The sequence below is a fragment of the Bradyrhizobium sp. RP6 genome, assembly GCF_003837805.1.
Taxonomy (GTDB): domain Bacteria; phylum Pseudomonadota; class Alphaproteobacteria; order Rhizobiales; family Xanthobacteraceae; genus Bradyrhizobium.
In genome coordinates, this window is record NZ_RQIT01000009.1 from 158,849 (window position 1) to 181,914 (window position 23,066).

Sequence of the window (23,066 nt, forward strand, 5' to 3'; positions counted from 1 at the left end):
GGAGAACTAGACATGGCCGCCTTTCAAGAGGTCTTCCGCCGCTCCGGCGTCGATGAGCGCCGCAGCCCGCCGGGCATGGTTGTGCCGTTCGGAGGCTCCAACATCGTGGCGCTGATCGACCCCGGAAGAAAGCTCAAAGTCGATCCCAATCCCCATGCCCTCGGGATCAAGGAGATCGATGGCGCCGATACCCTTAGACGCATAGTGCAAGCCAGAGACACCTTCTCCGGACCCGATATCGATCCGCAGCTCAGGGCGGCGTCACTTCCTGCCACCTTCAACGGCGATGCACGGTTCTTCGAAATCAATGGCCGGATCAAGCCGATTGGCTTTCCCGGCCTGGAGGTGGTGGCTCGGTCGGCTGGCCGGAAGATCGAAGCCAGGCTCCATGTGGCCGTGCTGCCGGAAATCAAGATCAAGGTGGCGTTCCGCAACGTCATGGTTCCGGGGATCGGCGGCGCTCCGGCGTTTCACGCCAAGAAGCCCTGCAACGAGCAAGATGAATTGCAGACGATGAACAGTATATGGAGGCCACAGGCCAACATCCGTTTCGAGCGAGTGCCAAGCGACTGGCTGGTCATCGACGACTCGCAGGCTGCCGTCAAACGGGAGCTCGCCAATGCCACTGGCATGAAGGATGCGAGCCTGGCAGCTTTTCCCGATGTGATCGAGGTCGAGAAACTGAAGAGCTTCTTCGTCCAACACAAAGTAAAGGGCGCCCATCTAACCATTTTCTGCGTCGATAAGCTTCGATCCAATGGCTCGTTCCCCAATGGATCGTTTGCTCGATCGTTAGACCTTGCCTTCATCAGCTCACAACGCGGGCCCAACACGTCTGCCCATGAAGCCGGGCATTTTCTCGGCTACTACTCGAAGAGCGCGAGCAAACCTTGGGACAGCCAAGGCCACACGTTGGAGACCGATCCGAACACCAGAAAAGAAAACAGGGCGGAAGACATCAAGATGCTGATGCGCGCGGGAGGCGCCGGGTGGAAAATTCCGTTCAATCTCGTCAAGGAGTTCCGCGACTTCCCCGGCTAACACTCGGAAGATCGCATGGAAGCTGCAGGGTCCTCTCGCGATTGCAGACGGTACCGAACGGCTTCGCTACGACATCGCGATGAAGCCAGCGCCGCGTACGCTCATTCCGCTCAAAACCACGGAGTGTCCTATGGCTTCGCCTTCACCTACCTCGACGGCGTCGATGGCACCTCCAAGTACCCGACGGGATATCTGAGGGCGACGATGAACCGCCAAAACGTCCGGAGCGACCCATTAATTGATAGGCGGATCTTTCAATCTGAGTTCTACCCGTTCGCAGTCGGTCTCTCCGTTGGGAGATAAACAACATGGCATCACCCGGAAAAATCCAGGAGTACGGATCTCAGGCATCGGATACGATTGCGGCGAAGTTGTTCAACTTTGACGTCGGCAAGTTCGCCATAAAGCCGGAACATTCCAATTGGCTGAATAATGTCGTCGCTCCGAAATTAAGGGACGGAGGAAGCCTTACAATCATAGGACTTGCAAGTCGTACCGGTAGCGACGAGTTCAACATGCTATTGTCGCATAACAGGTTACGGGCCGTAGTTGATTTGCTTCGCAAGCAAGTGCCCAACAATTTCAAAGTCGCGTCCGAGGTGGCGAAAGGGGAACGCGCGGCCATGTATGCAGGTGAAATGGATGGGGTGGAAAACGAGACCTGGCGTGGTGTCATCATCTCAGTTTGGAATAGACCAAACCCACCGCCGCCACCGCCGCCACCGCCGCCTCAAACGAGACCTCAATACTATCCGGCGGAACGCAAATTCTTCAAGCGTTGGCTCGGTTTCGGCGTCAAGTCTGGTGGGCAGTTGTTGATCGGCGGCGTCGAGAGCACGACCGCGTACGTCGTGAACTTGGGAGATTTGGAGACCTTTGATCTCCAGATTGTTAGCAGTCGGTGGGGACTGGGTCTTGGAGGCAGCGGAGGGGCCGTTGCTGTCATCGGCTTTGGGTTCAGGGTTCCATATGAGTTGGACCATGAATCCTTGAATGACTGGGGCGTCAATGTCGCATTTACCGAAAAGCTGATCTCGAAATCGGCACTGCAATCCATCCATCACAGCAAGTACTTCGTCGATGGCTTGAAAAACGGTAAATACGTCGCGCCCACGCTAAATGCGCGAAACGCCTTTACGGCTGTTGGAATACTTCAGAACGTGAGAAATGCACTTCACACGCTGTACGGAGGACTCGAGGCAGCCAAGGGCTCGGGCGTCATTGTGCTTGACTTGCCGCTTTTGGGTGTTGGACTTGAATTGTCCGCTTTCGTGACGCGAGGAAAGATGTACGTCTCGAATCCTTCCCATTGGACTGGACCGAGTTGAAGGCTCGGGCAGCATGCGATGCTGTTCATGTCGCAGGTTTGGTCAGAGGCGGGAAAGGTACGGTAGAATGGGAAGTCGTCGCGATCGCCGCCGTATCCTTTGAACCTCATAAGCCCCGATGAGACCCATCGGAAAACGCGGAGATCATCGGACGGAGCGGACCATGGTGATCAACCTGAAACCCGTCAACTTGGTCGGCTTCTCCATCGCGGAATCCGTTGGCTTGAAGGGTTCGAACCAGCCGGACGATATCTTCGTGATCAAGACGCTGTTGAACGGCATCGCGCCCCAGGACGGCGGGGCCGACGGAACGCTCGATATCAACGATCTGACCAACACGCCGGACGCCATGGAGCCGGTGATCGACGCGATACTCGTGTTTCAGAATGCCCAAACTGGCCTGCTGCACGACGGTCGCGTCGACCCTGAAAAGAATACGATCAAGCGCATGCGTCTGATGTTCAACCGTCGCAAGGGCGGCGGGCTCGACGTGAACGTGACGATCACGCCGGACGGTCCGATATTCGGACCATGCGATGCGCGCGGCTTCAGCGCCGCAAGGCTCAGACTGGTCGGCGGCGAATGGTCGGCATTCGACGGCCTTGCGCCGGTTCGCCAGATGGTTCCGATCGGCAAGACGCGGAAGCTGAAGTTGAAAGGGACAAATGGCGCCGCGGTGGGATTTGCCCTCGAGAGTCCTAAGGTGGAAATCCTCGAACGAACGAGCGACACCGTCACGGTCATCGGACGTCTGGAGGGTGATGCCGCCTTGAGCGTCATCGTCGAAGGCCAGAGGGGTCCGATCCCGGTTCGCCTCCAGGTGCGCAAGGCGTCTTCGATTCCGATCGACGTGGTCCATCTCGGTCGGGCGACGCTCGCCAACGGTCTCATGATCGCTACGCAGCGCGCCGTTACCACCGTCGTCAGTCGGATCTACGACAATCAGGCAAACCTGACGTTCACATCTGGCACAAGCCGAATCGTCGATGCCGTGACCGCCGAAGGCCGGCTAGTGCCGATCGATCCGAACAAGAAGCTCAGCATCCGCTCCGGCTTCGGCCCACTGACCACGGCACAGGATTTCCGATTTGACGATCTCAAGTCGCTCGTCACTAATCGTGCGGCGATCACCATGTTCATTTCAACCCAAATCATCGATGACGAGGACTCGAACGTTGCCGGGCGCGGCGATCCCGGCAATCGGATGCTATGGTTCAATCCCGCAACGCCCGGAAGCGTGAACACCAATATTGTGCCCGCGCACGAGATCGGGCATGCCCTCGGTCTGGGCCACATCACGACAAAGAACAACACGGGCTTCCTGATGAACCCGACCGTGCAGTTGAACAACATAATCATCCCATGCGAGACGCTGGTCCAGCTCCCGTCGTGACAACGCACGCCTACCTTTGATGTAGCAATAGCAAAATTCCAAGCTCGGAAGGTCAGGCGCGTATCTCGTCGTCCCCGGCGGTGGTCTGGCGCCGTCGTCTTGAGTTGGATCGCTATCGCATCACGCGACCAGCAAGCCCAGCTTGCCAACCATCGCGAGCGAGCGTTCGACGCTCTCTCGGGTTGACAGCAACAGCGGTTCGGCCGGATTTCCGTCCTTGTCCTTTTGTTCGACCCGGACGGTCGACCCGAATGCTGCGGCCATTTCGGCCGTGATCTGGTCGATGGTACGAGCGCCATCGAGCAGTTGCAGGAAATGCCGCGTACGGTCGTCCTCCAGCTGTACCGTTTGATGGAGCAGGTTGGTGACCAGCGGACCTGTCTGCGACTGCTTGCGGGCCAGCAAGCTCGCCTGCGGGCGGTCGGTAACCTCCGTCAAGAGGAAGGGCGGCGAGACCAGGAAGGAGACCTCGCCGCTGCAGGCCAGGATGTACATCGCATCCGTCAGTACCCGTTCGTCATCATCGGCTCGGCGGCCGTCCAGCAGCGCGCGCGCACCATCCAGCAACTCGCTGAATGACAGCGCCCGCGGCCAGGCCCGTCCGAGGCACAAATGCGCGGCCTTCAGAATCGGATTGGTCACCGTAATCCTGCTGCCATCGTGGTTCTCGAACTCCATCGGGGAATCGTCGGTCAGGCACGCCTGGGGATCGAGCGGGCTGGTCGTGCTCAGGAGGTGATATCGCTTGACGAAATCCACGTCGATCTGCCGGTTGAGGGAAACGTCGTCGTGGCAGAACAAGGTACGACGGAAGCCGTTGCCGTCGACAAAGTCCTGATACTGGTCGCGCGCCATGAACTCGCTCTCCGGGAAGCGCTGCAGCGTGGCGCGGACCTCCTCGGAATGGCCGGCGAGATAGCGGCGCGCGAAATGGGAATCGCCGAGATACTGCAGGCCGTGGCGGGCGGCATCCTCGGCGACCTCGTGCAGCAGGAAGGCGGTTGCGTCGTCGTCGAGGTCGTCGTGAAACAACAATTCGTCCGGAGCCTTGAGGACACGATTGTACTGGTCCCGCATGATCGCACCATGCACCGTGTTGGCCTTGGAGCCCTCGCTCAGGAACTTCAGGATCGCGCGGGCCTGTCCGACCTTCTCCTTCATGCCGGTGAGGCGGCGGGTGTGATACCGCATCATGTCGCGGACCATGTCGCGAAGATGGGAGAATGGGTGCGCATTGTAGCTGACATAGCAGACCCCGCGCGGCGCCAGATTCTGCTTGAAGATCGCCATGATCTTCTCGCGCACGTGGGGCGGTACCCAGGAGTAAACGCCGTGCGCAATGATGTAGTCGAACTTCCCGAAGCTTGCGTCGACATTCATGATGTCGCAGTGCAGAAGCTTGATGTTGTTCAGACCCAAGGTCGCGATATTCTGCTGGCCGCGCTCGATCGTCACGCCGCTCAGGTCGACGCCGACGAATTCACTGTCCGGGTATTGAAAGGCCATCGGCAACAGGTTGCCGCCAACGCCGCAGCCGAGCTCCAGTACCCGACAATGCTCGACCGGAGCAGGCTGCATGCCGTAAACGGTGGCGATCGTTGCGAGATGATTGGGGTGGGTGAGCCCGTAGACGTGGCCCGGGTAGTAGACCTCATCATACGGTGTGGGGCCGGTAACCGGATGGCGATGCTGCGACTGAATGTTCATCGCGCTCAGCTCCACGAATATGCGAACTTGTCGTCCGCGATCGAGACGCGTGTCTGCCTGATCTCTTCCTTGGCAAGCGATTTGCTGAGAAATTCGCGCGACAGCTCCGGCAGCAGGGTATTGGTGATGATGTTGTCGATCATGCGTCCGCCGGAGTCCGGATCGTTGCAGCGTGACACGATGTGCTCCACGACTGCATCGTCGTAGCTGAAGGCCGCGTTGTGATTGTCGCGCAGTCGCCGTCCGATGCGGTCGAGCTGCAGCCGGGCGATGCCGGCGAGCATCTCGTCCGAGAGTGGGAAGTAGGGGATCGAAACGATGCGCCCGAGCAGTGCGGCAGGAAATACCTTGAGCAATTCCGGCCTCAGCATCCTGGCGAGTTCTTCCGGCTCACTACGATACTTCGGATCGCGCGAAAGCCCCATGATCAGATCGGTGCCGACGTTGGTGGTCAGGATGATCAAGGTGTTCTTGAAGTCGATCCGTCGCCCGTTGCCGTCCTCCATGACTCCTTTGTCGAACACCTGGAAGAAGATCTCGTGGACGTCGGGATGGGCCTTCTCCACTTCGTCGAGCAGGATGACACTGTAGGGCTTGCGCCGGACAGCCTCCGTGAGGCGACCGCCTTCGCCATACCCGACATAGCCGGGAGGCGCTCCCTTGAGGGTCGAGACCGTATGCGCCTCCTGGAACTCGGACATGTTGATCGTAATCATGTTCTGCTCGCCGCCGTAGAGGGTTTCGGCGAGCGCCAGGGCGGTTTCGGTTTTGCCAACCCCGGACGGTCCGGCCAGCATGAACACGCCGATCGGTTTCGACGGGTTGTCCAGCTTGGCACGGCTGGTCTCAACTCGCTTGGCGATCATCGTCAAGCCGTGGGACTGGCCGACCACGCGGCGGTTGAGGATCTCCGGCAGCTTCAGCACGGTTTCGATCTCGTCCCGCATCATCCGGCCGACCGGGATGCCGGTCCAGTCGGACACCACGGACGCCACCGACTGCTGGTCCACATGGGCGTAGACCATCCGTTTTTCCGGATTGATGCCCTCCAGCGTCTCGAACTTGCCGCGCAGCTCAGCGCGCTTGGCGGCCGGATCCTGATCTTCCTTGGGTTCGGACAGGATGTCACGAATGCTGCGGATGTCCTTGACTAGCTCCTGCTCCTTGGCCCAGTCGGCCTCGAGATTCGTCAACTTGTCCTTCAGTGCTGCGATATCGCTGTCGATCGCGGCAGCGCGCTCGTTGTCCTCGATGCCCAGGTCGCTGTCGTTGACCAGCGCCGATTTCTCAGCTTCGCGAGCGGTGATCGCGACGCGCGTATCCTCGATCAAGGCCGGTGTCGCGCTCTGGCTGATCGCCACGCGGGCCGAAGCGGTGTCGAGCAGGCTGACGGCCTTGTCCGGTAGCTGTCTCGAGGGAATGTAGCGGTGCGAGAGGTTGACGGCTGCAACGATTGCAGCATCGGAAATGCGAACACCGTGGTGCTTTTCCATCGGGCCGAGAAGACCCCGTAGCATCACGCAGCAGGTCTCGACGTCAGGTTCGTCGATCTGGATCGGCTGGAAGCGCCGCGTGAGCGCGGGATCCTTCTCGATGTACTGGCGATACTCAGCCCACGTGGTGGCGGCGATCGTGCGCAGCGTGCCACGGGCGAGGGGAGGCTTCAGGAGGTTGGCTGCATCACCGGTGCCGGCCGCGCCGCCGGCGCCGATCAGTGTGTGAGCTTCATCGATGAACAGGATGATAGGGGTCGGTGAACTCTGCACCTCATCGATCACCGAACGCAGCCGCTGCTCGAATTCGCCCTTCATCGAGGCGCCGGCCTGCATCAGGCCGATGTCGAGCGCGCAGAGCCTGACACCGCGTAGCGGTGGCGGCACGTCGCCGGCGGCAATTCGTTGGGCGAATCCCTCGACCACGGCCGTCTTGCCGACGCCGGCTTCGCCCGTGAGGATCGGATTGTTCTGCCGCCGCCGCATCAGAACGTCGACCAGCTGGCGGATCTCTTCGTCCCGACCCAGGATCGGGTCCATCTCGCCCGACTTGGCCTTGGCTGTGAGATCCTGCGAGAACCGGTCGAGCGGCGTCGTGCCCTTGGGGCTTGCCTGATCCGCACCCTCCGCGCCGGCGCCGACTAGCCCCGAGCCGTCCATCGGACGCATGGATTCCTCGTCGGAGCCGGCCCAGATGGCGCGGCGCTCCGCGGCCAATGCGTCGACGTTCACCTTTGCAAATTCCTGGGAGAGGTTGTTCAGCGTGCGACGGATGTCATTCGACTTGAGCCCGGCCACCAGCAGATGGCCGGTGCGGATCTGGGTTTCGCCGAAGAAGAGCGTGGCGTAGTGCCAGCCGCGATCGAGAAGATCGATGACCGGATTGGCGACGCCCGGCATATCGGTTTCGTTCTTGCGGAAGCCGTTGATCACGCCAGCAAGGTCCGACAGCAACCGTGACCGGTCGAGCTTGTAGTGGTCGACCGAGAGGCTGAGGTCGGTGCGGTCTTGCTGCAGGATATGAAAGAGCCAGTGCGCAAGCTCGACGTTGCGGTTGCCAGCGCTCTTGGCGTGGCGGAGGGCCTGTATGAAGGCGTCATAGCCAGCCCGGTTCAGCTTGCCGGTTACCGCTTCAAGGCTGATGTCGGTCACGGCGGCCCTCCTGCTCAATTGCTCCGCGGATGCCTCGCACCTGGCGGAATTGCCTCGAATCCCATGATGTTAGGACAACAGGTGCGGCCGATAGGTTCAAATCGCCGCTGCATCCGCTGCGCTGCTCCGACGGGCTCTCAAGCGCTCGCCAAGCTGAAAGCGGGCATCGCGGCGATATTCTTCCGTGGACGTCCAGTTCGGCGAGACCCAGGTGGTCCATCCAAGTCGTCCGCTCTGGCCGAGTCTGACCGGGACGACCTCTCCCGCTGGAATGGCGAGTTCAACCTCCCACTCCAGTTCGTCGCCGATATAAAAGAAGACGGCGTCCGCCAGCGGCTCCGACAAGTTGCGGCTTTCGGTCGGCAGGAACTGCTCGTATTGAGCAAAATTCTTGACGAAGACCCGAACCCTGATCTTGTCCTCGACGCTGAACACCCGTGAGCCGAGAAGAGCGTCTCGACCGAGGCTGGCATGGGCCTGTCCGATCCGGCTGCAGTGACTTGGGTCGAACGCGAGCCAGGTCCCGACAAATTCGTCGATCTCGACTTTGACATCGAACAGCCCCTGCAGGAACCGCGTCAGCCGTGACGCGCATTTCGCCCTTGGGGCGATAAGCCCGGCGAAGCCGAGCTTCGCCATGTCCGGTACCGTGTCCCGATTGGCGAAGACGTCGGAGCCTAGGCCCGCGAAGGAGCCGACATAGGCGATGAAGCGATCCTCTGCCGGCCGATCGTGCTGCGCGATCGGCCGCGCATCGGCCCAGGCGCGAAAGAACAGCTGCAGGAACCGCCCGTTGAGCAGGTCGAGAAATCGCGGGAAAGCATCATCCCGCATCAGCCACCAGCTGAGACTTTCATCGGTGCTGGCAAGCGGCAGCGCACCCTGCGGCCCGAGCAGACCCAGAAACTTGACGAGTATCCTGAGCCGGCCGTTCTGGTCGTCGACCACTGCAAGATTGGAGGCGGGGAACTCCAGATAGGGGACTTGACCGAGGTCGACATACTCCTCGCGGCGAGCGGCGCTGTCACCGATCCGCGGTCGATCCCGGTTGGCTCGCTCCAGCTGGCGCAGCGTATTGAAGAAATCGAACCGCCAGGGTTCGGACTTCATCTGGTCGATCAGCGTCACAACGGTCTCCGCGTGCCCATGCGCGGTTGCCACCGCATGATCTCGCCGCGCTCCGGCGTTGAGATGACTGTCTGGGTGAACGTGTTGAAGCCCGAATAATCGGCGAAGAAACGCTCCAGTACCGCTCCGAGCAAGAACACGCCGCTCCCCTCGAAAGCCTTCTCGTCGAGTACGACGCTGATCTCCAGCCCGCGCGCTGCGCCGCTCCCCGTGCGCTCTCGCACCCGCCGCACCACCGGCCGGCTTTCGATCGTGCGCACGCCGCGGATCTTACGTTCCGTGGCGTCGTCGTACTGGTCGGCGAACAAAGACAGCATTTCGCGCAGCGCTCCGGCGTTCTTGCCGCCACCACGCTCGACAAGGCCAAGGTAGTTCAGGCTCAGCATGTTGATCAGCCGCCAACTGACAACTCCGCTATTGGCAATCTCGCTGCGGCTGCGCAACTGAGCCACCACCGGCTCCCGTGGACGTGTGGGACCGGCGACGCACACCAGATCGAGGGACGTATCATCCAGCAGGCGGAAATCAGCGCCGCCGTGGCCAACCGGCAGGTGCTCCGTGAGGTGCCGATTGGAGCACAGCGCCCGGACGCTGAGTTCGGCAACCGGGTTTTCTCCGTTCAGCTCACCGGGCTCGAGCAGTGACAGGAACATGTCGGTCCCGGTGTAGTCGGACGATGAGCCATACGTCTTCTCCTCCATCGTGCGGCGTCGAGGCAGGCGGCGGACGGTAAAATAGAGACCCTCGACCGATGCGCTGGCCGGGTTGACGGCAGCCGAATACAGCGGGCGCACCAGCCGCTTGTCCTTCTCCGCCGGAAGGTGCGCGTAGACTTCGATCACCTGGTGCGGTTCGTATTCGAGATAGCGACTACGATCAGGCACCACGTGGTATTCGTGGGTATTCGATTTGACCGGGATACGATCGCTCGTCTTCTCGAACAGATTGATCGCCGGCGCAGTATAGAGCTTGAAGCTGTCGGGACGCACCGCGGCGGCAAGCCGCGAATTGTGTTCATCGAAAGCGAAGACGATGTCGATCGACTTGCTGCGCAGCCGCGGCATCACGCTGCGAAGTCCGGTCAGGTTGACCCCAAGGAACTTGCGTGGAAATACGAAATATTCCCGCAGCAGCTCCGAGCCTCGGAAGATCCGATTGTCGTTGGGAAACAGCGACTCGTTCTCATCGAAGCCGATCTGTTGAACGCAGTCGGCCGGCGCACGCGTCACCACGGGATCGCCGAAGTCGTCGAGATGGCGGAAGTAGACACCCCTGCAATTCGAGATCAATTGCTCGTAAAGCGCGATGGAATCTGACTCCGCGCCGGTGAGGTAGATCGGGAGCTCGCCCACGCGGCAGCCTGCAAACCAGGTTTCCGGCTTGGTCCGGGCTTCGGTGTCGGGCGGTTCCTCATCGAGCCGGGCCGCGGTACGGTGGGTCAACGACAGTCTCAGTCCCGCTATGACGTCGCCGCCGACCGGTATCCCGAGTGCCTGCAGTGCGCCGGCTGTCGAAAAGTATTCGGCGCCGCTGAGGTCGAACGGCCAAAGCACGATGTCGCGGCAAAGTCGAAATCGGCAGGCGAGGCTTCGTTCTCTCTCGCGGTACGTGGCGTCGAAGTACGCGCCGCGCGCGATCTTCTTGCCGTCGCGCAGCGCCGGATCCGCATAGGGGGGCTGCGCCGCGACCAGCATGGCCGACGGAGTCGGGGCAAGATAGTTAGGAACCAGCTGTTCGAGCAGGTTTGTAGTGAATTCCGGAAATTCGTGCTTGAGCTTCAGCTGGACGCGGGCGGCGAGAAACGCGGCGCCCTCCAGCAGGCCGGTGATCATCGGATCCGAGCGATCCCGGATCAGGCCGCCGAGGCGTTCCGCGATTCCGGGGAATTCTTCGGCGAAGTCTCCCGCCTGCTCGTATAGCAGTGACAGTTCACGATTGTAGAAGTCCAGGAATTCGCGGTTCATGCTAAAGTCGGTTGATCTGAATATCGCCGCTGTCGAGCTCGACGTCGGCGACGAATTCCACGGGAACGTTGAGCGGTTCGGCTTTCATGTCGGCGTGAACGATGAAGCGCAGCTTGAGCTGCTCGGGGCCGACCGAGCCGTCGCGGCGGACGCGGATTGTCTTGCGATCGAGCCTCGGCTCGAAAGTCGTCAGGGTCTCGCGCAGCGCGTCGCTGAGTTCATCGTCCGTGACCTCGTCGATCGAGCGATGGGCAATATCGGGGAAGCCGTAGTTCAGGATCGACTTTCGCACGCAATCCCGGCCGGTCATGTCCAGCGTCGATTCCAGAGCGATCGTATTCAGGAGCGTTTCGAGGTCATGGGAGACCTCGCGCCTCAGCAATGTTTCCGAGATCGGATGGCGTCCCGTGCTGCGCCGGCCTGCGATGATCCGTTCACCGGACTGGTCGCGCAGATTGAGCTCCTTGCGCGCATCACGTGCCTCGTGAGCCGCGCGAAAGGCCAGCATGAGCGGTGGAGAAAGCCGATCTTTTTTGGGCGTAAGCGTCATTTCGGTCCCCATGTCGGCCAGCGCTTATGCAGCTTCGGGGGCGGCAATTGGCGTCCGGCGTGACCTGCCGTGATCAAGCGTCCAGCCCGAAAGCCGGGATAGCCCTAAAGGTGCGGGCGGGATCGCGTCGTATGGCACCGGTTTCCGCTATCGGTAACCGGCGCCAGACGATGACCCGTAGATCAAGCCCATTCCTTGTTGGCAGGAACGTCCCAGCCGAAGGTCGGCGACGCGCCGGCGGCGCCTTTCTCCGTCTGGGTCTTGTAGGTCATCTTGACCTTCGCAAAATTCAGACTCACGTTCTCCGTGAGACGATCTTCGCCGTGCGACCCGCCGGTCGACACGCTGGTGACCAGAACCTGCTTCATCTCGATCTTGAGATATTCCAGCGGGTTCTCGCCGGCCTTGCGAACGGTGAGGATCGCGGTGTCAATGTGCTTGCCATTCGCGCAGACCTTGAACAGTTCCGGCGTGGCCTTGTCGACGAAGTGCGTGAAGTGGAGATCCTGGACGCTGACCTTGCCGGCGCCGCCGCCGGATCCGCTGTGGAATGTACCGGTCTGGCTTTCGCCGAAAGACCAGCTCAAGACATCGATTTCGTCGGGGTGTTTGTCGTCCTTCGATTCGCCCTTGATCGGATCGAGTTTCAAGAAAATATCGACAGCCATAGCATAGTCCTCTCAAAAATCTTGATATTGAAGGTCGTGATGGCGTGACGTCAGGAGCTCGGGCCCGGCAGGCGCGAGACGAGGCTGAGGCCGACGTCCATCGCTTCAAGTTGAAAGTGGGGACGGAGAAAGAAGCGTGCGTTGTAGTATCCCGGGTTCTCCTCGTTTGCTATGACCTCAACCTTCGCAGCGGCCAGCGGCTTGCGCGCTTTCTGAGCTTCTGACGACAGGGCTGGATTGGCATCAACGTATTCGTTGATCCAGGTCTGCAGCCAGACCGTCAGCTCATCCTTCTCCTTCATGGATCCGATCTTGTCGCGAACCATGCACTTCAGATAGTGCGCAAAGCGAGACACTGCGAACATGTAGGGCAGACGTGACGATAGGTTGTCGGACGCGGTTGCATCCACGCCTTTCTCGCCGAAATACTTTTTCGGCTTGTAGAGCGACTGCGCACCGATGAAGGCCGCCTTGTCGGTGTTCTTGCGATGGATCAGCGGGATGAGGCCCGCCTTTGCAAGTTCGTGCTCGCGACGATCGCTAATGGCGATCTCGGTCGGGCATTTCAGGTCGACGCCGCCGTCGTCGGTCGGGAACGTGTGCGTCGGCAGGTTGATGACCTCGCCGCCGGACTGCACACCGCGGATGCGCGTACACCAGCCGAATTCCTTGAAGGCGCGGTTGATATTGACTGCCATCGCGTAGGCGGCGTTGATCCAGCCGTACTTGTCGCCGGTATGCCCGTCGGTTTCTTCCTCGAAGGCGAACTCCTCCACAGGCTCAGACTTGGCGCCGTAGGGGAGGCGACCCAGTACCCGCGGCATGCAGAGACCGAGATAGCGTGAGTCATCCTGGTCGCGCAGACCCTTCCATGCCGCATATTCCGGCGTGTCAAACACCTTGCCGATATCGCGCGGATTGGACAGTTCGGTCCACGAATCCATTCCCATCAGCGTGGGTTCGGCCCCGGCGAAGAAGGGGGCGTGGGCCGCGCCGGCAATCTTGCTGAGATCGCGCATCAACTGCACGTCGGTGGGCAGATGGCTGAAGTAGTAGTCTCCGATGAGGCAGCCGAACGGCTCGCCACCGAGCTGGCCGAACTCGTACTCGTAGACCTGCTTGAACAGCGGGCTCTGATCCCAGCGGGCGTCCGGGTAAAGCCGGAGGTTGCGATAGAGCTCACTCTTGGAGACGTTCATCACGCGAATCTTGAGATTGGCGTCCGTCTCGGAATTGAAGACGAGGTAATGCAGACCGCGCCAGGCGCTTTCGATCGCCTGGAACTCCGGTGCGTGGAGGATCTCATTCATCTGCGCGGTGAGCTTCTGGTCGATCCGCGCGATCATCTCCTCGATCGTGTCGAGGACGTCGGATTTGATGACGCTGGTGTCCTTCAACGCCTCCTGGACGAGCGTTGATACCGCGTTCTCGACTTCGGTCGCCGCGCGTTCAGTGCGAGGCTTGAAGCTTTGCTTCAGCAGGGTCGCGAACTCGTCAGCCTCGACGGTCCCGAGCTGAGTAACGGTTGCTTTCTGAGCTTCTTTTGCCATGGTCCCCAGTCCTTCCCTTATTTCTCAACGTCGGGTTCGGTCGGCTGGCTGGCTGCGCGCTCCTGCAGCGCGGCCATCAGTTGCGGATCGCTGAGAAGCTTCTTCAACTGATCCTCGGCGGCCGCCTTGCCGTCCATGTAGCGCAGCAGGTTGGCGAGCTGTTCGCGTGCCTCCAGCAGCTTGGCCGTGGCTGGAACTTGCCGAGCGATTGCCACCGGTGAGAAGTCGGCCATCTTGTTGAAGCGCAGGGCAACGGAAATCTTCTCGTCGGGCGCATCGCCCAGACGATTAGCCACGCGTGTCGTCACGCCGGGCTGAATTGCCGCCATGCGGTTGTCGAAATTGTCCATGTCGAACTCGAGGAATTTGCGCTCCTCGACCTTGGACTTCTCGACGCCGGCGTTGTTGCCGGAAAGGTCGGAGAGGACGCCCATGACAAACGGCAGCTCGATCAGCCGCTCGGCGTCGTAGGGATCTTCGTAGGTGATGTGCACGCGCGGTGCGCGGTTTCGCCGAATGAATTTTTGACCGCTGTCCGTAGCCATTGGCTGCCCTCTCTACAAAATCGCTTTGGAAACCGACTTGCGCGACGCAGGCTGATAAGGCGGCTCAACTCGCGGTCGACAAGCTTCCTTATGTCCTGTTAGTGCCGTCGAGCGAAAAGCGGGTTCAATGCGATTTGTCGATTGTCTTGAGCGCCCCCTCGGGCAGGACGTCATTCAAGAGGCTGAGGAAGTCTCGCTGCGCGAGATCGCGCGCGCGATCGACCAAAAAAGGGATCGGGCTGGACGGCTCTGCGGCTCGGAAAAATGCCGCCACCTTTGCCAGCAGGCCCAGAGCTTGAGTTCTGTTTTCTACACAAAAAACAATATCTTGAGATGCGTTCTCGACCGTGGATGAGGGGGTTATGGCGAGCTCCGCCATCCGCTCGATCGGCAGGTCGAAAACCTTGTCGCGTCCGATGTTGATCGCGGCGCTCTCCACGTGGCTGGGCACCAGCATCCGCATCACCTCGATGAATGACTTGCCGACCATTTCCTGCGCCTGGCGCACCAGCAACAGCGCCGGGTTGGACGGTTCCATTCGGGAGAAATAGTCCGCCGCGGCCGCAAGTGCTGCGGTGGCCTGCGCTGACGAAGCCAGCGCGCCGGTCGTTTCCAGTGGCGCTTGCGCGTCAACCGGTGCGGCATCGTCCGATAGCGCGGCCACTGCGGCCGGATCACGCTCCGTGACAAGACCCGCAAGCCACGCGGCCATACCGTTTACGACTCCGGAGACTCGATCGAGGCTGATGGGTTGACCCGTGTTCAACTTTTCGTGCCAGATCGCCTTGAGGCCCGAAATTTCAGCCGCGACCGCCGAGCACCGGGCACTCACGGCCTTGAGGGTGTCGAGATCGGTATCGCCGATGATGCGCTCGATGGTCGCTAGATCGGGGCCGCCCGCGTCGGCATCGCCGGGGGCAACTTCGCCTTTGGCGACCTGATAGGCCCGGTAATTGAGGCTGCCATGCCTGCGGTTCTCGATCAGCGGAAGGAATTGGAGGGGATTGATCACGGTTGGAAACACATCGATCGCCTCGACCGTGACGGCCCGAAGCGCATAGTCGCCGTCTTGGGCCCTGGGATGCACCGCTTCCCACTGATCCCTGAGCAGCGTGGTGGTCGCCTTCAGGCAATTCAGAAAGCCGTCGAGATCCCGGTTGAGGATGGAGAACTTGGCCAGCAGCATGTTCAGGCGCAGATCGCGGGTGCGCGCCAGAAGGGGCCGTACGGCCTCAAACTGGCCCGCGATATCGACGGCCTTCGGATCGAAGCGTCCGCGCTCTCCGTTGGCGTTGACGACCTCGAAATACGACATCGGCAGCAGGGATTCCGCACCTGCGAAAAAATTGAGGTACTGGATGTCGCCGGCGGCGTCGAGGTCCGGCCCGCAGGGATCATCGGCCGCTATGGCCTGGGTGAGGGATGCGACGTCGAGCATGCGAGGATCGTCCGTCTCCTAAGCCATCCGCCCCTCTGCCGAAGCCCGTGTCGTCCAGCGGATCGGGCAGGGGAGGATCATGATCTGATTGCCTTGGTAGGTCAGATCCATGATGGCGCTGGTTCATTCCCCAAACGATCATGACAGTTTCGCGTGAACCGGCAAGCTCTTGGAGGCGACTATACTTGAGGGGCGAGGTGGTTCTTTGGACGGCTGCCGTGGCGCGTCAGAAGGCCCACCCACCCTCTGGGCGGACTTGCCGGCCCTGTCAGCGGCAGAAGGGATTTCCGTGGTTCTTGCATGACGCCTGATCCGCACTTCTGCCGATCACGCGGACGAAGAGGGAGTTAACGCCCACATGGGCCAGCTTACCCAGGATACCCGCCTCTGCGAGCTCAAGACGCCTCTCGGCAAAGACGTTCTGGTTTTCGTCGGGTACGAGGCTTCGGAAGGACTTAGCGAACTCTTCGAATATCGCATCGAGTGTCTCAGCGAGGATGCCGATCTCGACTTCGACCGCGCGATCGGTCAGCAATGCACGCTGACCATCAAGCTGCACGAAAAGGAACGCGAGTTCAGCGGCATTCTCACGGAAGCCCAATGGCTGGGGGTGAAGAACGACTACTTCAGTTATCGGATCGTACTGAGGCCTTGGCTATGGCTGTTGTCGCGAACCACCGATTGCCGGATCTGGCAGGACAAGAAGGCGCCCGACATCATCAAGGAGGTCTTCAACGATCGCGGCTTCACCGATTATGAATCCAAGCTGACCGAAGAGGGCTCCTGTCCGAAGCTCGAATATTGCGTTCAGTACCGGGAGACCGATCTGAATTTCGTTTGCCGGCTGATGGAACAGCACGGCATCTACTACTATTTCAAGCATGAGGGCGGCAAGCACACGCTGGTGTTGGCGGACTCCAAATCGTCGCACAGCCCGATCAACGGTCTTGCCACGATACCCTATATTCCGCTGACGGGAGCCGATCGGCGCGGCGAGCAACACATCTACGAATGGGTCTCGGAGCGTCGGTTTCGGACCGGCAAGGTCGAGCTCAACGACTACAACTACCAGAAGCCCAACGCGCAGATGATCAGCGACGCCAAGGGTAACGAGCACTACACGCGGTCGGAGATGGAATTCTACGACTATCCAGGCAAGTTCAAGGAGAAATCCGACGGCGAGCGTTACGCGAAGATCCAGCTCCAGTCCGAACAGGCCATGGACCGGCGGCGGCGGGGCAACGGCGACGCGGTCAGCCTGTTCCCCGGCGGACTGACCAAGCTCGAAAAGCACCACAAGGACTCGCAGAACATCGAATATCTCGTGGTGCGAGCCACCCATTCGTTCTCGATCGAATCCTATCGCACTGGCGGCCCGAGCGATGCCGGCCAGCACGTCTATTTCGGCAGCTACGAGTTTCTGCCGAGCGATCGGCCGTTCCGCGCGCCGATGCTGACGCCGAAGCCGAGGATCAACGGTGTCCAGACCGCCAAGGTGGTGACCAAGGACGACAATTCAAGCGAGGAAATCGACGTCGAAAATCTCGGCGAAATCTATGTCCGTTTCTTCTGGGACCGGAAGAAAAAGCGGTCATGCCGGTTGCGCGTCGCCCAGGTCTGGTCCGGCAAGAAATGGGGCGGTCAGATCATTCCGCGCGTAGGGCAGGAGGTGGTCGTGGAATTCCTGGAAGGAGATCCGGACCGGCCGCTGGTGATCGGGACGGTGTATAACGACGAATACAAGCTGCCCTACGATCTGCCGTCCAAGAAGACCATCGCGGGATTGAAATCGGACTCCACCAAGGGGGGCGGCGGCTACAACGAGTGGCACTTCGAGGACAAGAAGGGCTCCGAGAAGATCACGGTGCACGCCGAGAAGGACCACGACGTGACGGTCCGCGACACCGAGACACGGACCATCGGCGAAGCCGCGTTCGGTGGCGACACCCGCAAGACCACCCTCGTCAACGGCAATGACAAGCTCGACATCGCGCTGGGAGGTCAACATATCACCATGACGATGGATCAGTCCGTCACCGCGGGCCTGACCATCACGCTCATGGCGAACGTCAACATCACCCTGCAGGTTGGCCCCAGCCAGATCATCCTGACCCCTGCGGGTATCGTCATCAACGCGCCGACTATCGCGATGACCGCGCAGGGCGCCATGGCACTAGCAGCCGGGGGACCGCTGGGCGCCCACGGCCTTCCAACTCTTGTCGGCTGACCACTATGAGCCAGGCTCGGTTTGCTACGGTGCAGGATCTGTTTCAGGCCTATCCCATGGCGCGCCACGACGTCGGAAAGGCCGAGGTCGACAAGCCTTCGCTGGACTTCCTTCAGGACGCCACCGATGCGCGCAATTGGCACGGAGCCGTATCTTTCTGCGCCTATCTGCTGCCCAGGCGCGTGGCGGTTGCCTGGGGATGCCGCTCGCTGCGACGGATGTTCGACCAGTTCGATGCCAACGACAGCAGGTCGCTGAATTTCGTGGAGACCTGGGTCCGGCAGCCGGACGAGCAATCCCGGAACAAGGCGCTCGCGGTCGGCAATGCCAACGATCCCGAGCAGCCGGCGACGTGGCTGGCGCTGGCGGCCGGATGGTCCGGCGGAAGCGTGGTTCCGGCAGAATTTGCCCCGGTCGAGGCCAAGCCCGACCAAGCCGCGCGCGCGGTGCGGGCGGCCTTGCTGATCGCCCTTTGCCGACTGCCCCGCGAGTCCAGGGACCGGATAATGACGGCATGCCTGGAGGATGGTATTCAATTGGCACGCGGCGAACCGCGCCCTCCGCGCTGACGAGACGATGAGATGGTGCTTCGCTTCAATATCGAGAACGAACCGAATCTTCCGGACGGCGGCCCTGTATCGTTTTCGGTCACGGGCAGGCGGTCGGTCGATATTGGCCGGGACCGTCACCTCGACTGGACGTTGCCCGATCCGACGCGGATGATTTCCGGAAAGCATTGCGAGGTGCATTTTCGCGACGGCGCGTATTGGCTGCATGACGTCTCGACCAATGGCACTTTTCTCAATGGCGCCGACCAGCGCATCCGGGGGCCACACCGGTTGCGCGATGGCGATCGACTTACCATTGGCCACTACATCATCGGCGTTTCACTGGAGGACGAGGCGGGCGGGCGCGCCCCGGACCGCGAGGCGCAACCGCGCGCTTCTCCCGTCCAGCAGCATGCCGGGTACCAGGAGCTTTGGGCGGCCGACCGCGACGTGCCGCCGCCGATCGATCCACAGCAGCTGAAGAACCCACGCGAGGCGGCGCGGCCGATCAATCCGGAGTTTCTGGATTGGGCCGCGAGCGTCCCGGCGCCGGGAGTGGATCCGTTTCGACGTCCATCGCCGACGCCTGCGCACCAGCCCGATGCGCAGGACGACATGAGCTGGGCCGCCGGCCCGGTCGCGACGCCGAGAGCACTGGTCGAGGCAACACCCGCCATGCCGACACCGCGCCGGCCATCGGTGTGGACCGATGATGAAACAGCGCCCGTCCAGCCGCCGCCATCGCCGGCCCGGCCACCCCTTGAGCAGTCCCGCCCGGCACAAGTGGTGGGCGAAGGGCCAGCCGCGGCCAAGCCGGTCGGCGATACCGAGTTCGCGCGGCTGGTGGCACGTGCTGCGGGGTTGCCGGACAATTTCTTTGCCAACAAGACCGACGCGGAGCTCGCCGAACAGCTCGGCACGATCTTGCGCATGACCGTAGACAATCTGATGGCGCTGCTGCAGGCGCGAACTCAGGCCAAGCAGCTGACCCGCAGCACCAGCCAGACGACTGTCCAGGCCGTGGAGAACAACCCGCTGAAATTCTCGCCGACGTCGGAAGAGGCCATGCGCATATTGTTCGGGCCGCGGACGCGCAGCTATCTCGACGCGCAACGAGCCTTCGCGCAGGGCTTCGGCGACCTCAAATCGCATCAGTTGAAGACGTACATGGCGATGCAGCACGCCGTCCACGAGCTCATCGCCGGCATCGATCCGACGCTCATGGCGCGCGAGCTCGAGCTTCAGCGCGGCGCAAACTCCTGGTTCGGCTCGAACAAGGGCAAACTCTGGGACGAATTCCTGACGCGTTGGAAGGCGCATCTCGGCCGCGACAATAGCGCGCCGATCGATACTTTCATGATGCATTTTTCGGACTATTACGACCGCGCCGACAAGGGCGGCTCAAAGTGACTATCGGCGACCACGCGGTCGCCAAACGCTGCTGAGTGGATGTAGGAATGTCTTGGTACAGCAAGGTTTTCTGGTCAGAAGGACTGTTTCTGCGGCCGCACCATCTGCAGCAGAACGATCGCTATTTCGAACATTTGCTGGAAAAGCGCGTTCGCTACACAACGCCATACCCCTGGGGATTTGCCCAGCTCGAAATCGACAAGGACCTCACCGAACAGAGCAAGTTCGCGGTACGCAACGCGTCCGGCGTCATGCCGGACGGAACGCCGTTCGACATCCCCGCGGACAGCCCGATTCCGGAAGCGATCGAGGTGCCGGATTCTGCCGCCGGCCAGATCGTCTGGCTGATGATGCCGATCGCCGCGCCAAACACCCGCGAGGTTGATGAGGATCGCACCGACAGCGCCAGTCGCTATGTTCGTACGTCCGAGACCTTCATCGATTCGACCTCGGCGCTGCGTATCGAGGAAGAGATCGACATCGCTTATCCGCGGTTGTCGTTCGAACTGCGCAAGACCAGCAAGCCGGGATACATGGGACTCGGCATTGCGCGCATTCTGGAAGTGCGCGACAAGAACATCCTGTTCGACGACAAGTTCGTGCCGCCGATGCTGGTCTGCGCCGCACATCCCATCATCGACGGCTGGCTCAATCGCATCATCGGCTGGGTCGAGACCAAGCTCGACGAGCTGGCACGTTACGCGGTCGATCCGTCGTCCGGGGGCGGGTTGCAGAGCGTCGACTATCTGGTGCTGCAGGTGCTGAACCGGACCATTCCCGTGCTGACCCATTTCCAGCGTTCGGGCAGCGTTCATCCGGAACGGCTGTACGAGGAGCTGCTGAGGTTTGCCGGCGAGCTTGCGACGTTTGCCACACCAGAACGCCGTGCTCGCAACTATCCGGCGTACGATCACGACGATCTCGAGAATATCTTCACGCCCCTGGTGAGCGACATCCAGGACTTCCTGAGCGCGCGGCTGGGCCGGCGGGCGATCCGCCTGGAGATCATCGAGCGTGCCCAGAATGCGTTCGTGTCGCCGATCCGCGACCGAGCGCTGTTCCGGAATGCGACCCTGGTGCTGGAGGTCGCCGCACGGCGGCCGCTCGTGGAGATCCAGAACGACTTCCCGCATTTGTTCAAGGTCGGCCCGAACACCAAGATGAACGAGATCGTGCACGCCAACTTGCCAGGGTTGACGCTGGTGCACCTGCCGACCCCGCCGCCGCACATCCGGGCCATCACCGATCACGTCTATTTCTATCTCGATCGCAAGTCGCCGCTATGGCCGGAGTTCAGCACGGCAGCCTCGATAGGGATGCATTTCTCCGGCGACTGGCCGGAGCTCGAGCTGTACCTTTGGGCCATCCTGGAAGACAGGCCATGAGCGACAGGGACAAGCCGGTCAATCCTTTCGGTCGGGGCGAGCGGACGATCATTCGTCCCAATCCCGGCGGGAGGTTGCCGCCGGCGCCCGCGGCTCAGCCTCCCGCGGGCGAGGGACCCGCAGCCCGTCCAAGCTATTCGCCGTCACCTGTGCCGTCTCCCGGCGCGCCCGCGCCTTCCTCGCCGTCATCCTCTTCTCCCATTCCGCAGCGCCCGAGCTACGCCTCTGCGCCGACCAGCCAGCCGTCCGAGGAATGGATATCGACACCCGCGCAGGCACCGGTGCAGCAGGGGATGCTGCCGCCCGGACCGCCGTTGCGCGTCGACGATCTGGTGGCGCCAAACGCCAATCCGGTGATGCGCGCGGCCGGCCCTTTGCTGCAACTGCTTGGCCGGTTGCGCGTGGCGCTCATGCGTGCCTCATTCGCAAGTCTGATGGAGCAGGTCGCAGACGCGATCAAATTCTTCGAGAAGGATATCCGTTCGGCGGGCATCTCCGAGCAACAGGCCAACACGGCGAAATACATCCTATGCGCCACCGCCGACGATATCGTGCAGCACATCCCGACCGATGAGCGCCACGTCTGGACGCAATATTCCATGCTGAGCCGATTCTTCGGCGAGCGTGTGGGCGGTGTCCGTTTCTTCGAGATCCTCGACCATTTGAAGGTTGATCCGCTGATCAACTATCCAGTGCTCGAACTGCAGCATGCCTGTCTCGCGCTCGGCTTCCAGGGCATCCACCGTACGTCGGCAGGCGGGCTTGCGAACCTGCAGGTGATCCAGCGCAACCTCTACGAATTGTTGCGCCGGGTCCGTCCCAAGACGGTGAGCGACCTGTCGCCCAACTGGAGGGGGCAGGCGCTGGCCGGTCGCCGGCAGCGTCTCCGCGTTCCGGTCTGGCTGGTGGCAGCCGTGGCCGCCGCGCTATTGACGGGGTCCTATTTCGTCCTGCGGACGCTGCTGGCCGGCCGGGCGGAGAACGCTGCCGAAGTCGCTCTGGCGCTGCATCCCAGCGATCCGATCGAGCTCAAGCGCAAGGTCATTGCACCGCCGCCTCCGCCACCTCCGCCGCCACCGCCGGACCGTATCACCCAGCTGCAGCGCATCCGCAATGCGCTCGCCAAGGAGAACACCGCCTGTGCCATGACCGCGGACCAGACCGCGAGCTTTATCGTGATCAGGGTCTGTGACCTCGCGTTGTTCTCGTCAGGCCAGGCCACCATCCTCGACGGCTTCAAGCCGGTTGCGGCCCGCGTCGCAGCAACCCTCGACAAGGAGCCGGGACGAATCCGGGTCGTCGGTCACACCGATAGCTCGCCGATCCGCACAGTGCGCTTCCCTTCGAACTTCGAGCTGTCGGTCGAGCGCGCCAAGGCGGTTGCCGCCGCGCTGAAGCCCGGCCTGACCGATGGTTCGCGCGTGGACGTCGAAGGCAAGGGAGCGGACGCGCCGATCGCACCCAATTCGACGCCTGACGGACGCGCCAAGAACCGGCGTGTCGAGATCTTCATCGAACGCAGTGAATAAGCAGGCTCCA

General features: G+C 61.5%; 17 protein-coding genes. 8 read left to right on the plus strand and 9 right to left on the minus strand.

Translation table 11 applies throughout. The features are described 5' to 3' along the window. Positions 1–12 precede the first annotated feature (12 nt). From EHH60_RS18880 to EHH60_RS18890, 3 genes are all read left to right on the plus strand, one after another. The gene (locus EHH60_RS18880; RefSeq protein ID WP_124160946.1) at positions 13–1,041 is read left to right on the plus strand and encodes a hypothetical protein; all 1,029 of its coding nucleotides are present in this window, start codon (positions 13–15) and stop codon (positions 1,039–1,041) included. 308 nt (positions 1,042–1,349) lie between these two features. Further along, on the plus strand, positions 1,350–2,369 hold the full coding sequence (locus tag EHH60_RS18885; RefSeq protein ID WP_124160947.1) for an OmpA family protein: 1,020 nt from the start codon (positions 1,350–1,352) through the stop codon (positions 2,367–2,369). Positions 2,370–2,625: 256 nt separating this feature from the next. Continuing rightward, positions 2,626–3,762 (plus strand): matrixin family metalloprotease, encoded by a 1,137-nt coding sequence (locus tag EHH60_RS18890; RefSeq protein ID WP_158626749.1) that lies wholly within the window; start codon positions 2,626–2,628, stop codon positions 3,760–3,762. A 120-nt stretch (positions 3,763–3,882) separates the two neighbouring features. Here the strand turns inward: EHH60_RS18890 and EHH60_RS18895 are convergent, their stop codons facing one another. The 9 genes from EHH60_RS18895 to EHH60_RS18935 all read right to left on the minus strand — a co-directional run bounded on the left by EHH60_RS18895 (position 3,883) and on the right by EHH60_RS18935 (position 15,957). After that, complete coding sequence (locus tag EHH60_RS18895; RefSeq protein WP_199751564.1) at positions 3,883–5,469, minus strand: class I SAM-dependent methyltransferase; 1,587 nt, start codon at positions 5,467–5,469, stop codon at positions 3,883–3,885. A 5-nt stretch (positions 5,470–5,474) separates the two neighbouring features. Beyond that, the gene (gene tssH / locus EHH60_RS18900; RefSeq protein WP_124160950.1) at positions 5,475–8,114 is read right to left on the minus strand and encodes a type VI secretion system ATPase TssH; all 2,640 of its coding nucleotides are present in this window, start codon (positions 8,112–8,114) and stop codon (positions 5,475–5,477) included. Between the two features lie 96 nt (positions 8,115–8,210). Next, on the minus strand, positions 8,211–9,275 hold the full coding sequence (tssG, locus tag EHH60_RS18905) for a type VI secretion system baseplate subunit TssG (RefSeq protein ID WP_124160951.1): 1,065 nt from the start codon (positions 9,273–9,275) through the stop codon (positions 8,211–8,213). Continuing rightward, a complete protein-coding gene (gene tssF / locus EHH60_RS18910) occupies positions 9,239–11,206 on the minus strand; it encodes a type VI secretion system baseplate subunit TssF (protein WP_124160952.1) in 1,968 nt (655 codons plus the stop codon). The genes tssG and tssF overlap by 37 nt, the downstream gene beginning before the upstream one ends. A gap of 1 nt (position 11,207) precedes the next feature. Further along, the gene (tssE, locus tag EHH60_RS18915) at positions 11,208–11,714 is read right to left on the minus strand and encodes a type VI secretion system baseplate subunit TssE (RefSeq protein ID WP_245454524.1); all 507 of its coding nucleotides are present in this window, start codon (positions 11,712–11,714) and stop codon (positions 11,208–11,210) included. A gap of 224 nt (positions 11,715–11,938) precedes the next feature. Continuing rightward, positions 11,939–12,424, minus strand: coding sequence for an Hcp family type VI secretion system effector (locus EHH60_RS18920; protein WP_018318179.1), 486 nt, complete (start codon positions 12,422–12,424; stop codon positions 11,939–11,941). A gap of 50 nt (positions 12,425–12,474) precedes the next feature. Next, positions 12,475–13,974 carry a type VI secretion system contractile sheath large subunit gene (gene tssC, locus EHH60_RS18925; RefSeq protein ID WP_199751570.1) on the minus strand — a complete coding sequence of 500 codons (1,500 nt, stop codon included), beginning with the start codon at positions 13,972–13,974 and terminating at the stop codon, positions 12,475–12,477. 17 nt (positions 13,975–13,991) lie between these two features. Continuing rightward, positions 13,992–14,519 carry a type VI secretion system contractile sheath small subunit gene (gene tssB, locus EHH60_RS18930; protein ID WP_124160955.1) on the minus strand — a complete coding sequence of 176 codons (528 nt, stop codon included), beginning with the start codon at positions 14,517–14,519 and terminating at the stop codon, positions 13,992–13,994. Between the two features lie 124 nt (positions 14,520–14,643). Next, on the minus strand, positions 14,644–15,957 hold the full coding sequence (locus tag EHH60_RS18935; protein WP_124160956.1) for a type VI secretion system protein TssA: 1,314 nt from the start codon (positions 15,955–15,957) through the stop codon (positions 14,644–14,646). Between the two features lie 358 nt (positions 15,958–16,315). Here EHH60_RS18935 and EHH60_RS18940 point away from each other — a divergent pair, with 358 nt between their 5' ends. Genes EHH60_RS18940 through tssL form a run of 5 tightly spaced genes read left to right on the plus strand, consistent with a single transcriptional unit; the run spans position 16,316 to position 23,056 of the window. Further along, complete coding sequence (locus tag EHH60_RS18940) at positions 16,316–18,184, plus strand: type VI secretion system Vgr family protein (RefSeq protein ID WP_124160957.1); 1,869 nt, start codon at positions 16,316–16,318, stop codon at positions 18,182–18,184. 29 nt (positions 18,185–18,213) lie between these two features. Next, a complete protein-coding gene (locus tag EHH60_RS18945) occupies positions 18,214–18,753 on the plus strand; it encodes a DUF6931 family protein (RefSeq protein ID WP_244430064.1) in 540 nt (179 codons plus the stop codon). A gap of 12 nt (positions 18,754–18,765) precedes the next feature. After that, positions 18,766–20,142 carry a type VI secretion system-associated FHA domain protein TagH gene (gene tagH, locus EHH60_RS18950; RefSeq protein WP_124160958.1) on the plus strand — a complete coding sequence of 459 codons (1,377 nt, stop codon included), beginning with the start codon at positions 18,766–18,768 and terminating at the stop codon, positions 20,140–20,142. Between the two features lie 47 nt (positions 20,143–20,189). Continuing rightward, positions 20,190–21,527 carry a type VI secretion system baseplate subunit TssK gene (gene tssK / locus EHH60_RS18955; RefSeq protein ID WP_199751573.1) on the plus strand — a complete coding sequence of 446 codons (1,338 nt, stop codon included), beginning with the start codon at positions 20,190–20,192 and terminating at the stop codon, positions 21,525–21,527. Further along, a complete protein-coding gene (tssL, locus tag EHH60_RS18960) occupies positions 21,524–23,056 on the plus strand; it encodes a type VI secretion system protein TssL, long form (protein ID WP_124160960.1) in 1,533 nt (510 codons plus the stop codon). The genes tssK and tssL overlap by 4 nt, the downstream gene beginning before the upstream one ends. Positions 23,057–23,066 lie beyond the last annotated feature (10 nt).

Coding starts and splice junctions, on each gene's coding strand:
- EHH60_RS18880 (WP_124160946.1), top strand. CDS start 13: ATGGCCGCCTTTCAAGAGGTCTTCCGCCGCTCCGGCGTCGATGAGCGC.
- EHH60_RS18885 (WP_124160947.1), top strand. CDS start 1,350: ATGGCATCACCCGGAAAAATCCAGGAGTACGGATCTCAGGCATCGGAT.
- EHH60_RS18895 (WP_199751564.1), bottom strand. CDS start 5,469: ATGAACATTCAGTCGCAGCATCGCCATCCGGTTACCGGCCCCACACCG.
- tssF (WP_124160952.1), bottom strand. CDS start 11,206: ATGAACCGCGAATTCCTGGACTTCTACAATCGTGAACTGTCACTGCTA.
- tssE (WP_245454524.1), bottom strand. CDS start 11,714: ATGCTGGCCTTTCGCGCGGCTCACGAGGCACGTGATGCGCGCAAGGAG.
- EHH60_RS18920 (WP_018318179.1), bottom strand. CDS start 12,424: ATGGCTGTCGATATTTTCTTGAAACTCGATCCGATCAAGGGCGAATCG.
- tssC (WP_199751570.1), bottom strand. CDS start 13,974: ATGGCAAAAGAAGCTCAGAAAGCAACCGTTACTCAGCTCGGGACCGTC.
- tssB (WP_124160955.1), bottom strand. CDS start 14,519: ATGGCTACGGACAGCGGTCAAAAATTCATTCGGCGAAACCGCGCACCG.
- EHH60_RS18935 (WP_124160956.1), bottom strand. CDS start 15,957: ATGCTCGACGTCGCATCCCTCACCCAGGCCATAGCGGCCGATGATCCC.
- EHH60_RS18940 (WP_124160957.1), top strand. CDS start 16,316: ATGGGCCAGCTTACCCAGGATACCCGCCTCTGCGAGCTCAAGACGCCT.
- tagH (WP_124160958.1), top strand. CDS start 18,766: ATGGTGCTTCGCTTCAATATCGAGAACGAACCGAATCTTCCGGACGGC.
- tssK (WP_199751573.1), top strand. CDS start 20,190: ATGTCTTGGTACAGCAAGGTTTTCTGGTCAGAAGGACTGTTTCTGCGG.
- tssL (WP_124160960.1), top strand. CDS start 21,524: ATGAGCGACAGGGACAAGCCGGTCAATCCTTTCGGTCGGGGCGAGCGG.